Origin of the sequence: Sphingomonas jinjuensis (assembly GCF_014197105.1) — a bacterium.
GTDB classification, from domain to species: domain Bacteria; phylum Pseudomonadota; class Alphaproteobacteria; order Sphingomonadales; family Sphingomonadaceae; genus Sphingomonas; species Sphingomonas jinjuensis.
This window is the reverse complement of the sequence record NZ_JACIEV010000001.1, coordinates 312,491-324,944: the sequence shown is the minus strand read 5'-3', so window position 1 is coordinate 324,944 and position 12,454 is coordinate 312,491. Positions and strand designations below refer to the sequence as shown.

The 12,454-nt window shown below is 67.9% G+C and carries 9 protein-coding genes; 7 read left to right on the top strand and 2 right to left on the bottom strand.

Going from position 1 to position 12,454, the window contains the following annotated elements; translation table 11 throughout:
- Window positions 1-98 precede the first annotated feature (98 nt).
- The 5 genes from GGQ80_RS01510 (at window position 99) to GGQ80_RS01490 (ending at window position 7,331) form a co-directional block, all read left to right on the top strand.
- Window positions 99-2,639, top strand: a complete 2,541-nt coding sequence (locus tag GGQ80_RS01510) for a PAS domain-containing protein (RefSeq protein WP_183981955.1) — start codon at window positions 99-101, stop codon at window positions 2,637-2,639.
- An 84-nt stretch (window positions 2,640-2,723) separates the two neighbouring features.
- Entirely contained in the window at window positions 2,724-3,230 is a 507-nt protein-coding gene (locus GGQ80_RS01505; RefSeq protein WP_183981954.1) for a 2Fe-2S iron-sulfur cluster-binding protein, read from the top strand.
- Window positions 3,230-4,204, top strand: coding sequence for an FAD binding domain-containing protein (locus GGQ80_RS01500; RefSeq protein ID WP_183981953.1), 975 nt, complete (start codon window positions 3,230-3,232; stop codon window positions 4,202-4,204). The genes GGQ80_RS01505 and GGQ80_RS01500 overlap by 1 nt, the downstream gene beginning before the upstream one ends.
- Complete coding sequence (locus GGQ80_RS01495) at window positions 4,201-6,537, top strand: xanthine dehydrogenase family protein molybdopterin-binding subunit (protein ID WP_183981952.1); 2,337 nt, start codon at window positions 4,201-4,203, stop codon at window positions 6,535-6,537. The genes GGQ80_RS01500 and GGQ80_RS01495 overlap by 4 nt, the downstream gene beginning before the upstream one ends.
- Window positions 6,537-7,331, top strand: a complete 795-nt coding sequence (locus GGQ80_RS01490) for a DUF72 domain-containing protein (protein ID WP_183981951.1) — start codon at window positions 6,537-6,539, stop codon at window positions 7,329-7,331. The genes GGQ80_RS01495 and GGQ80_RS01490 overlap by 1 nt, the downstream gene beginning before the upstream one ends.
- A gap of 381 nt (window positions 7,332-7,712) precedes the next feature.
- Here GGQ80_RS01490 and GGQ80_RS01485 read toward each other — a convergent pair whose 3' ends face one another.
- Window positions 7,713-8,342, bottom strand: a complete 630-nt coding sequence (locus tag GGQ80_RS01485) for a LolA family protein (protein WP_183981950.1) — start codon at window positions 8,340-8,342, stop codon at window positions 7,713-7,715.
- Between the two features lie 189 nt (window positions 8,343-8,531).
- Here GGQ80_RS01485 and gntA point away from each other — a divergent pair, with 189 nt between their 5' ends.
- Both gntA and GGQ80_RS01475 read left to right on the top strand, forming a co-directional pair.
- Window positions 8,532-9,215: a guanitoxin biosynthesis heme-dependent pre-guanitoxin N-hydroxylase GntA gene (gntA, locus tag GGQ80_RS01480; RefSeq protein ID WP_183981949.1), complete on the top strand. Its 684-nt coding sequence runs from the start codon at window positions 8,532-8,534 to the stop codon at window positions 9,213-9,215.
- 5 nt (window positions 9,216-9,220) lie between these two features.
- Window positions 9,221-9,805, top strand: a complete 585-nt coding sequence (locus tag GGQ80_RS01475) for a DUF1989 domain-containing protein (RefSeq protein ID WP_183982438.1) — start codon at window positions 9,221-9,223, stop codon at window positions 9,803-9,805.
- A 194-nt stretch (window positions 9,806-9,999) separates the two neighbouring features.
- Here GGQ80_RS01475 and GGQ80_RS01470 read toward each other — a convergent pair whose 3' ends face one another.
- Window positions 10,000-12,318: a DNA translocase FtsK gene (locus GGQ80_RS01470; RefSeq protein WP_183981948.1), complete on the bottom strand. Its 2,319-nt coding sequence runs from the start codon at window positions 12,316-12,318 to the stop codon at window positions 10,000-10,002.
- Window positions 12,319-12,454 lie beyond the last annotated feature (136 nt).

Here is a 12,454-nt window from a genome sequence, read left to right as displayed (position 1 = left end):
ACGGCCGCGGCTGATCCATGTACGGATAACTTTGGTTGGGCGAGGGACGTCCATCGGCCTATGGAGACTCTGCCTTCTAAGCCGTCATCCATCCCATCATGGTCGCCGCCACGACAATACCCGCATTTCTTCAGCATCCCGCCAGCCATGTCGCCACCGAGATCGCGGCATATGACTGGTCGCGTACTGCGCTGGGGCCGATCGAGGGCTGGCCGGTGGCACTGCGCACCACGCTGGCGACGATGCTCGCATGCCCCGTGCCGATGTTCCTGGCCTATGGGCCCGACCTTCAATCCTTTTACAACGACGCCTATCGACCGATCCTAGGCTATCGCGCGGCCATCGCGATGGGGATGCCGTTCCGCACCCTGTGGGGCAGCATCTGGGACGAGATCGCGCCGATGGTCGATGCGGCGCTGGCGGGCGAGAGCCCGATGGTCACCGACATGCGGCTCGACCTGGGGCGGGGCGGCGCGCCCGAGGAGAGTTACTGGAGCTTCTCCTACTCGCCCGCCTTCGACGACGCGGGCGCCATCGCGGGCATGCTGTGCGTCACCAGCGAGACGACCGCACGCGTGCTCGCCGAACGCAGCCGCGACGAGGCGGACGAGCGGCTGCAGATCGCGCTGTCGGCGGGCAACAGCATCGGCGTGTGGGACTGGGACGTCCAGCGCGACTGGGTGCGATCGGATCGCCGCTTCGCCGAACTCTACGGCGTCGATCCGGCGCGCGCGGCGACGGGGGCGCCGATCGCGGCGTTTTTCGCCGGCATCCATTCCGACGACATCGATCGCGTTCGTGCCGAAATCGACGTGGCGATGACCGAGGGCGGCACATTCCGCTCCGAATATCGCCTCGTCCGCTGCGATGGGCGAGTCCGCTGGGTAACCGCGCAGGGACGCTGCGTGTTCGACGCGCATGGCCGATGCGTCCGCTTTCCGGGCGCCAGCTTCGACATCACCGACGAGGTCGAGCGCCGCGAACGGCTGCGCGAGAGCGAGGCGGTGGCGCGCGAGACGACCGAGCGGTTGCAGCTCGCGCTAGAGGCGGGGGCGATCATCGGCACCTGGTTCTGGGACCTGCCGAGCAACCGCTTCACCGTCGACGAGCCCTTCGCCCGCTTTTTCGGGGTGAGCGACGAACAGCGCCAGGCGGGACTGAGCCTCGATCGCGTCGTATCGATGGTCCATGACGACGATCGCCCCGGGCTGGTCGTCGCGGTCAACGAAGCGATCGCGCGCGGCGGTGCCTACGTCCATCAATATCGCGTTACCCGGCCCGACGGCGGCTTCGTCTGGCTGGAGGCGAAGGGCCGCGTCGACCGGGCGGCGGACGGCACGCCGCTGAGCTTTCCGGGGGTGCTGATCGACATCGGCGCGCGCCATGCGATCGAGGTCGAGCGCGACGCGGCGCTGGCCGACCTGACGGCGCTCAACGACGAACTGGAGAACCGCGTCGCCGAGCGCAGCGCCGAGTTGATGCGTGCCGAAGAGGCGCTGCGCCAGTCGCAGAAGATGGAGGCGGTGGGCCAGCTGACCGGCGGGCTGGCACATGACTTCAACAATCTGCTCGCCGGCATTTCCGGTGCGATGGAATTGATCGACATGCGCATCGGCCAGGGCCGGGTGGGCGAGGTCGGCAAGTATATCGCCGCGGCGCAGAGTGCGACCAAGCGGGCGGCGTCGCTGACGCATCGCCTGCTCGCCTTCTCGCGCCGGCAGACGCTGGCGCCGCGCCCGACCGACGTCAACGCGCTGGTCGTCGGGATGAGCGAGCTGATCGAGCGTACCGTCGGGCCGGGAATCGCGGTCGAGACGATCGCGCAGGCGGGGCTGTGGACCGCGCTGGTCGATGCGTCGCAGCTGGAGAACGCGCTGCTCAACCTGTGCATCAACGCGCGCGACGCGATGGCGGCGGGGGGCGCGATCACCATCGCCACCGCCAACCGGACGTTCGATGCCGATCATGCGCGCGGCCTCGATCTGGCCGCGGGCGATTATCTGGTGCTGTCGGTCGCCGATACCGGCGACGGCATGACGCCGGAGGTGATCGCCAAGGCGTTCGACCCGTTCTTCACGACCAAGCCGCTCGGCCAGGGCACCGGGCTCGGGCTGAGCATGATCTATGGTTTCGCGCAGCAGTCGGGCGGGCAGGTGCGGATCGAGTCGGCCTTTGGCGAGGGGACGACGGTGTCGGTCTATCTGCCGCGCCATCATGGCGATGCCGAGCGCGACGATGCGTTCGGCCAGCCGCCGACCCATCACGCGCGGTCCGACGAGCGGACCGTGCTGGTGGTCGAGGACGAGCCGACGGTGCGGATGCTCGTGACCGACCTGGTCGCCGATCTCGGCCATAGCGCGATCGAGGCGCACGACAGCGCCGCCGGGCTCCGGCTGCTGCACTCCGATGCGCGGATAGACCTGCTCGTCACCGACGTCGGCCTGCCCGGCGGCATGAACGGGCGGCAGATGGCCGACGCCGGGCGCGCCGACCGACCGGGGCTGAAGGTGATCTTCATCACCGGCTATGCCGAAAGCTCGATCCTCGACCATGGTCGGCTTGGCGCGGGGATGCAGGTGCTGACCAAGCCCTTTGCGATCGAGGCGCTGGCGGACCGGATCCGCACCGCGCTGGCCTGACCGGATTGAGCGTCGCATCGCGGAACCCAAGGGGAGACCCCTGGGTTAAAGGCTCTGGGGACAAGGATTTTTCGCGAGGCCGGCATGGAATTCACGATCAACGGATCGACGCGCACGTTCGATGTCGATATCCGCACCTCGCTGCTCGACCTGTTGCGAGAGCATGCCGGGCTGCCGGGCACCAAGAAGGGCTGCAACCAGGGCGCCTGCGGGGCGTGCACGGTGCTGGTCGATGGCGAGCGGATCAATTCCTGCCTGGCGCTTGCGGTGCAGTATCAGGGTCGTGCGATCACCACGATTGAGGGCGTCGGTACGCAGGACGCGCTGGCCGACATTCAGGCGGCGTTCGTCGAGCATGACGGTTTCCAGTGCGGCTATTGCACGCCGGGGCAGATCTGCTCGGCGATCGGCATGGCGGCGGAGGCGAAGCGCGGGCTGCCGAGCCATGTCACCCAGGATCTGGCGGCGGACAGCGTGACGCTCGACGACGACGAGCTGCGTGAGCGGATGAGCGGCAATCTGTGCCGCTGCGGCGCATACAACGGCATCGTCGCCGCGGTGCGCCAGGTGTTCGTCGAGGAGGTCGCCTGATGCTGACGTTCGAATATACGCGCGCCGATAGCGCGGCGGCGGCGATCGACCTGGTCGAGCGCGAGGCCGAGGCCAAGTTCCTGGGCGGCGGCACCAATCTGGTCGACCTGATGCGCGAGACGATCGAGCGGCCGCGCGCGCTGGTCGACGTGACCGGTCTGTCGGCGGCGATCGAGGTGCAGGAAGACGGCGGCGTGCTGATCGGTGCCGCCGCGACCAACACCGCGCTCGCCGAGGATCGCCATATCCGAGAACATTATCCGATGCTGGCGCGCGCGATCCTGGCCGGGGCCAGCGCGCAGATCCGCAACATGGCGACGGTCGGCGGCAATCTGCTCCAGCGGACCCGCTGCTATTATTTCTACGACGATGCCGCGCACTGCAACAAGCGGCGCGCGGGCAGCGGCTGCGACGCCGTCGATGGGTTCAATCGCATTCACGCGATCCTGGGTGCGTCGGAGCAGTGCGTGGCGACGCACCCGTCCGACATGTGCGTCGCGCTCGCCGCGCTCGACGCGATGGTGCATATCGAGGGCAAGGACGGCACCCGGCAGGTGCCGGTCGCCGACTTCCACACCCTGCCCGGCGATACGCCGCAGGTGGAGACGGTGCTGGCGCCGGGCGAGTTGATCACCGCGATCGCGCTGCCGGCGAATCCGGCGACCGGCCAAACGTACCGCAAGGTCCGCGACCGCGCGAGCTATGCCTTCGCGCTGGTGTCGGTGGCGGCGTCGGTGCGTGTCGAGGACGGCAGCATCGCCGACGTGCGCATCGCGCTGGGCGGCGTCGCCCACAAGCCGTGGCGCGCGACCAAGGCGGAAGCGGCGCTGCGCGGCAAGGCACCGAGCGAAGACGCGTTCCGTGCCGCGGCGCGAGCCGAGCTGGCCGACGCCAGGCCGCTGCGCGACAACGGATTCAAGATCGGATTGGCCGAACGCACCATCGTGGCGGTCCTGCAGGAGCTGACGGCATGAGCATCGTCGACGAAGCCAAGGCGACCGTGAAGGGCGCCGTCCAGGGCGTCATGCAAAAGGCGATCGCGCTCGCGCCCGACAGTTGGATCCCGGGCGGCGTGCCCGACCCGTTGATCCGCGAGCGCCACGGCCAAACCGGGCGCCCGGTATCGCGCATCGACGGCCCGATGAAGGTTGCGGGGCAGGCACCGTTCGCCGCGGAATTCCCGCTCGACGGCATGGCCTATGCGGCGGTGCTGTTCAGTCGCATCGCCAAGGGCCGAATCGCCTCGATCGACACTGCGATGGCCGAAGCCGCGCCGGGCGTCGTGCTGGTGATGACCCACCGCAATGCGCCGCGAATGGCGGCGATGCCGCCGTTCATGTCGTCGGCGAAGGCGGCGGGCGGCAACGACCTGCCGATCCTGCAGGACGATCGAATCCACTGGAACGGCCAGCCGGTCGCGGTGGTGCTGGCCGAGACGCAGGAGCAGGCCGATCACGCCACGTCGCTGATCGAGGTGAGTTACGCGGCGGACGAGGCGGTTACCAGCTTCGCCGAGGCGAAGGCGCAGGGGACGAAGCCCGGCGAGTTCCAGGGCCAGCCGCTGAAGCTGGCGGTCGGCGATGCGGAAGACGAGCTGGCGAAGGCCGCGTTCAAGGTCGATGCGGTCTACAAGACGCCGCGCCACAACCATAATCCGATCGAACTGCACGCCGCAACGGTGGGCTGGGACGGCGACACCTTGCGTGTCCACGACGCCAGCCAGGCCGTGGCGCACGTCGCCTGGTCGCTGGGCCATATCTTCGGCATCGGCGAGGACAAGGTGCGCGTGACCTCGCCGTTCGTCGGCGGCGGCTTCGGCAGCAAGACGCTGTGGGATCACCAGGTGCTGGCCGCCGCGGCCAGCAAGCTGGCGGGGCGGCCGGTGCGGATCATGCTGTCGCGCGAGGGCGTCTATCGCATCGTCGGCGGGCGGACGCTGACCGAGCAGCGCTGCGCGATCGGCGCCGACGCCGACGGCAGGTTCACGGCGCTGGTTCACACCGGCACGGTGGCGATGACCCGCCACAATGCGATGCCCGAGCCGTTCATCCTGCCGGCACGCAGCGCCTATCAGTCGGGCAGCTTCGACCTGCGCGTCGACGTCGCCTATGTCGACATGATCGCCAACACCTTCATGCGCGCGCCGGGCGAGTCGGTCGGCACGTTCGGGCTGGAAAGCGCGATCGACGAGCTGGCGGTGGCGATGGACATCGACCCGATCGAACTCAGGCTGAAGAACGAGCCCGAGCAGGACCCGACGACCGGCCTGCCGTTTTCGCAGCGCGATGTTGAAAAGGCGTATCGCGACGGTGCCGAGCGCTTCGGCTGGACCGAGCGTCCCAAGACCCCGGGCAGCTGGCGCGACGGCGAATGGCTGGTCGGGATGGGCGTCGCGACCGCGACCTATCCCTATTACCGGATGCCGGGCGGGGCGGCGCGACTGACGGTCGATGCGACAGGCCATGTCACCGTCGACATCGCCGCGCACGAAATGGGGATGGGCACCGCGACCGCGCATAGCCAGGTCACCGCCGATCGGCTCGGCGTCGAGCTGGACCAGGTGACGTTCAACTATGGCGACAATGTGCTGCCCGGCGTCGTGCTGGCCGGCGGGTCGCAGCAGACCGCCGCGATCGGTGCGTCGATCATCGCCGCGCAGACCGCGCTCTATACCGAGCTGCTCAAGCTCGCGGGCAACGATTCGCCGCTCGCCGGGCTGAAGCCCGACGAGGTCGGCGGCTATCGCGGCGGGCTGGCGGCGCTCGACGACCCGTCACGCCACGAAAGCTACGCCTCGATTCTGTCGCGGGCGCAGCGGGATAGCGTGTCGGCGGAAGGAACGCCGCCGATGCCGCTCGAGCTGCAGCACTGGTCGATGCATTCGCACGGCGCGATCTTCGTCGAGGCGCGGGTCAATGCCGTCACGGGCGAAACGCGGATCAGCCGGATGCTCGGCTCGTTTGACTGCGGCGTGATCCTCAATCCCAAGACCGCGACCAGCCAGTTCCGCGGCGGCATGATCATGGGCCTCGGCCTCGCACTGACCGAGGAGACGATGTTCGACGAGCGCACCGGGCGGATCATGAACCCCAGCCTTGCCGAATATCACGTCCCCGTTCACCTCGACGTGCCCGAGATCGACGTGATCTGGACCGGCATCCCCGATCCGCATGCGCCGATGGGCGCGCGCGGGATCGGCGAGATCGGCATTACCGGCGTCGGCGCGGCGGTGGCGAACGCGATCTACAATGCGACCGGCCGACGGGTACGTGACCTGCCGATCACGCTCGACAAGATCGTCGACTGATGGCGGCCGGCGCTATTCGCGTCGGGATCGGCGGCTGGACCTATGAGCCGTGGCGCGGCAGCTTTTACCCCGAAAAGCTGCCGCACAAGCGCGAGCTGGAATATGCCGCGTCGAAGCTGACTGCGATCGAGGTCAACGGCACCTTCTATTCCAGCTTCAAGCCGGCGACCTTTGCCGGTTGGCGCGACGCGACGCCCGACGGCTTCGTTTTCGCGCTGAAGGCGTCGCGTTATTGCGTGACCCGCAAGAAGCTGGCCGAGGCGGGTGAATCGATCGAGCGCTTCGTCGGCCAGGGGATCGTCGAGCTGGGCGACAAGCTGGGCCCGATCCTGTGGCAGCTGGCGCCGACCCGCCGCTACGACGCCGACGACATCGCCGCGTTCCTGGCGCTGTTGCCCGCGCGGCACGAGGGCGTGGCGCTGCGCCACGCGATCGAGGTACGGCACGACAGCTTCATGGTGCCCGAGTTCGTCGCGGCGGTACGCGCTGCCGGGGTGTCGCTGGTGTTCGCCGATTCGGCGAAATATCCGGCGCTCGCCGATGTTTCCGGCGATCTCGTCTATGCTCGGCTGGAGAATGGCGAGGAGCGATTCGTCGCCGGCTATGCCCCCGCCGCGCTCGACGAGTGGGCGGCGACGGCCAAGGCGTGGGCGGCGGGGGAGCAGCCCGACGGCCTGCGCTACGTCGCCGACGAGCCGCCGGCGAAGCAACCACGCGACGTGTTCGTGTTCTTCATCAACGGCGCCAAGGAACGCGCGCCACACGGCGCGATGGCGCTGATCGAGCGCCTGTGATCCGACGGCCCTTTCGAATTATCCGTTCGTGCTGAGAAGGCACTGAGCCCTCCGACTGCCTGCCAAGGCAGGCGCTCAGGATAAACTTCGGTGCCGCGTACCTAAGCCGAAGTGCCGTCTCGAAGCACATGCCCGGCAACCTACCCTTCGAGACGAGCCTTCGCTTGCGCTCAGTCTCTCCTCAGGGGGAACGGAGGCAAAAAAAGAATGGCCCCCGCTCCGGGGGCATGGAGCGAGGGCCTACCTAGCGTCATAGTCACGCAGGGGGATGCAGGTCATGCCCGGGCAACAGGGGGAAAAATCCCGGACGCCCCGCATCCACAAGACAGGCTTTATGACAGATTACCTGTCGCCCTGATGAATAAGTCGAGCAATGTCCGTTCAGTTTCGCCCCGACTTGCTCCGCGGGTCGTTCCAACGGAACGTCTGGTCGCTCACCGTGCCGCCGAACTTCTGGTTTGTCAGCCGGATCGTCGTCCGGTTCGACTGGCTGTCGAGCGCGACCCAGCCCTGCAGCATCAATCCCGCCGGTGCCGCGGCATCGCGCGCGAAGACCAGAGTGATTCGGCCATATTCGGGATGCTTGGGGTCGTTCGCCTCGACCGACACGATGCCGCTGCTGCCGGTCGGCACCAGCTTGGCGAAACGGGTGATGTCGCGGTTGGAATCGAGCAGCACGCCGAGCGGTGAATTCTTGATGGGCCAGCGCTGCACCTGCTTCACCGAATAGTCGACGAAGGTCAGCGATCCGCCCTCGGCGACGATCAGGATCGGCACGCCCTTCTGATATTGGAAGCGCAGCTTGCCCGGCTTCTTGATCGTCAGCGTACCGGTCAGCACCTTGCCGGCGCGATCGGTCTGGGTGAAGTCGGCGGTCATCGTGGTCAGCGCTTGCAGGAATCGCTGCACCGAGGCGAGATCGCCGGCCTGCGTCTGCGCCTGGGCGGGGACGACGGGGGCCGCCGCGACCAGGGCGGCGAGGGGCAGGGCGATCAGCGAACGATAGGTCATGGTGTCTCCTCGCCGGCGGCGATGCCGCGGTGGGCTTTAACCGGCTCTGAACCCGTCAAGCGCGGGATCGATGCACTGCCTAACGCGGCGCGGCGCCTTGAGCCACATCAACCAGTTTGCCGGAGCCGGAATCGGAACGGCACTTTGCGCGGTAGCGTTCCTTCCGCCATGGGGATGAATTACAAACCGATGTTCTCGTGGGCGTCGTCTCGACAGGACGAGCTCGCGGCGCAGTTGCATGACCACGTCGCCGAAGCGGCCTTTCCGTGCGTCGGCGCCAAGGCCGCACTCGCGCGGGGCACGCTCGACGTGCTCGCGGCGCGCGATCTGACCAGTGCTTGGGACGACCTGCGCATCCACGACCGATTGCTTCACTTCGCCGTGGCCTATCGCGAGAAGCCGGCGCTGTTCCGCAGCCTGGCGGTGGTGTTCGAAGGGCCGGGCGATCTGTCCGAGCCGCAATTCGAACGATTGCTGTGGGATCGGGTCCAGTCGCTGTCGGACAAGGACGTGTGGCGCGGCCAACGCTATGACGACAGCGTCAGCCCCGATCCCGACGACCCGCATTTCTCGCTGTCGTTCGGCGGCGAGGCGTTCTTCGTCGTTGGGCTTCATCCCCATGCGAGCCGCCCGGCACGGCGCTTCCCCAACCCGGTGATGGTGTTCAACCTGCACGACCAGTTCGAAATCCTGCGCGCCCAGGGCAAATACGAAGGCATGCGCGAGAAGATCATGGTCCGCGACGAGGCGCTGGCGGGATCGCGGAACCCGATGCTGGCGCGACATGGCGAGGCGAGCGAGGCGCGGCAATATTCGGGCCGCGTCGTCGACGACGCCTGGCAGTGCCCATTCCACTACAAGGGCGATGCGTGAGCGAGATGCACGAGATACCCGAACGCAGCGGCACTGCCTTTCGCCTGAACAAGGGCGAACGGCTGGTGGTGATCGATCCGCGCGGAGAGCAGGTCGCCGATCTGCTGGCGTTCAACGCCCATGACATCGACGAGGTGATCTCGTCGGGGCGGACGCTCGACTATGCCGAGACGATTCAGCTGACGACGGGGCACAAGCTTTATTCGAACCGCTCGTCGGTGATGCTGGCGATCGAGGAGGATACGGTCGGCCGGCACGATTTCCTGCTGACGCCGTGTTCCTATGACACCTTCCACCACTTCTATCCGACGCTGCCGCCGCACCGCGGCTGCTTCGGCAATCTGGCGGCGGCGCTTGAGCCCTATGGCGTGACGCCCGACCGGATCCCCGTCGCCTTCAACTGTTTCATGAATGTGCCGATCGACGGCGAAACAGGAAAGCTGCGCGTCCTGCCGCCGATCAGCCGCGCCGGCGACTTCATCGCCTTCCGCGCGGCGATGGACTTGGTGATCGGGCTGACGGCGTGTTCGGCACCGGATTCGAACGGGGGGACGTTCAAGCCGATCCATTACCGGGTCGAGGCGGCATAGCCTCGCCCGCCGCACCCCGGCCCCCTCGTCATTCCCGCGAAGGCGGGGATCCTTCATCACGGAGCGTTGTGAGTTTCACTGGAGCCAGCCAGTATGGATCCCCGCCTTCGCGGGGATGACGACGGGGGTTGGCCGTTCCCCCAACCGTCACCCCGGCGTTCGCCGGGATGACGGTGTGGTGGTCGTCGACCCGCCTAGATCGCATGCCCCTCGGCATCGCGAAGCACCTCACGCCGCCCGACATGGTCCGGCCGGCCGACGATGCCGTCCTTCTCCATCCGTTCGATCAGCCGCGCCGCCGAGTTGTAGCCGATGCGCAGCTGCCGCTGGAGCCAGCTGGTCGATGCCTTCTGCGATTCGCATACCAGCTGGATCGCCTGGCGATATTGCTGGTCCTCCGCCGAATCCTCGCCGGTCGGCGCGCCTTCGAGTGCGAAGCTTTCCTCGGGCTCCTCGGTAACCGAGCTGATGTAGTCGGGCTGCCCCTGCGCGCGCCAGTGGTCCGCCACGCCGCGCACCTCGTCGTCGCTGACGAAGGGGCCGTGGACGCGGACGATGCCCTTGCCGCCGGGCATGTAGAGCATGTCTCCCTTGCCCAGCAGCTGCTCGGCACCCTGCTCGCCCAGGATGGTGCGCGAATCGATCTTGCTGGTGACGTGGAAGCTGATCCGGGTCGGCAGGTTCGCCTTGATGACGCCGGTGATGACGTCGACCGAGGGACGCTGCGTCGCCATGATCAGGTGGATGCCCGCCGCACGCGCCTTTTGCGCGAGCCGCTGGATCAGGAATTCCACCTCCTTGCCTGCGGTCATCATCAGATCGGCGAGCTCGTCGACGATGACGACGATCTGCGGCAGCGGTTCGTAATCAAGCTGCTCTTCCTCGTAGACCGGCTGGCCGGTATCCGAATCATAGCCGGTCTGGACGCGGCGGCCGAGGCGCTGGCCCTTGGCCTTGGCGGCGCGCACCTTGTCGTTGAAGCCGGCCAGGCTGCGCACGCCGACCGACGACATCTGGCGATAGCGATCCTCCATCGTCTCGACCGCCCATTTCAGCGCGCGCACCGCCTTCTGCGGATCGGTGACGACGGGGGAGAGCAGGTGGGGGATGTCGTCGTAGACGCTCAGTTCCAGCATCTTGGGATCGATCATGATCATCCGGCACTGCTCGGGCGTCAGCCGGTAGAGCAGCGACATGATCATGCAGTTGAGGCCGACCGACTTGCCCGAGCCCGTCGTGCCCGCGACCAGCAGGTGCGGCATCGGCGCGAGATCGGTGATGACGGGATCGCCGGCGATGTTCTTGCCCAGGATGATCGGCAGCTGCGCCGCCTGGTCCTCGAAGCTCTGCGAACCGACGAGTTCGTGCAGCGTCACCGATTCACGCTTGGCGTTGGGCAGCTCGATGCCGATGACGTTGCGCCCCGGGATCACCGCGACGCGCGCCGAGATCGCCGACATGTTGCGCGCGATGTCGTCGGCGAGCGCGACGACCCGGCTCGCCTTGATGCCGGGCGCGGGCTCCAGCTCGTACATCGTGACGACGGGGCCGGGGCGTACCTCGGTGATGTCGCCCTGCACCTTGAAGTCGGCGAGCACGTTCTCGAGCAGCCGGGCGTTGCGCTCCAGCGAGGCCTTGTCGACCGTCGCCTTGGGGCTGGGCGGCGCGGGGGTCAGCAGGTCGATCGAGGGCAGTTGATAGTTGTGACCGAAGTCGAGCTTTTCCTGCGTCGGCCTGGGCCGCGCCGCGCTGGGCGCCAGCTGGCGGTCGGCGATGACCGGCGCGGGACGCGGATCGGGCGCGACCGCGGCGCGTGGCTCGACCGGCTTGCGGCTGAGCGTCAGTGGTTCCTCGTCCTCGTCGTCGAAATTCTCGAGCGGCTTATCGGCGGTGGCCGAGCGATAGGCGACGCGCAGACGACGGTTGCGCCAAGGCCGCGCACCGATGTCGAGCTCGATGCTCCGCGCCCAGATCACGACGCCGGCGACCGCGGCGATCAGCCCCAGGACCCGCGCACCCCACACCGACACCAATGGCTCGCCGGTAAGGCCGAGCAGCGCGTCAGCGGTCTTGACCACGCCCAGGCCGACGATCCCGCCCCAGCCGGCGGGCAGCGCCAGCACCGAGGCGTCGGAGACGAACGCCAGCGCGGTCGCCATCAGCGCGACGCCGATTGCCGCCCCGCGCAGCATCCGCAGCCAGCGACCCGCGGGCTGGTCGCGCCACAGTCGCAGGCCCACGATCGGCCCGATCGGCAGCAGCAGCGCGACGGCGGGCCCCAGCAGCGTCAGCGCCAGATCGGCGAGCCAGGCGCCGGGCGGCCCCGCCAGGTTCTTCACCGGCGAACCCGAGGCGGTGTTCAGCGCCGCATCGCCCGCGTGATAGCTGACCAGCGACAGCGCGATCAGTGCGCTCGCGACGAACAACAGGATTGCCGCGATCAGCGCGCCCGACCGCAGCGCCCCCGCCTTCACCGTCTCGCGCAACAGCGCCGGCTGCGCCTGGCTCGCCATAAATCCCCCACGATGTCCCGGAAAAACGCCCAGGGAATCATCGGCGCTCGGCGCACCGGCGTCAAGCAGGCTGCGGTGGAATGCCCGCCGTGCGTCAGCCCGTCATGCTGAACTCGTTTCAGCATCCCTACCGGCC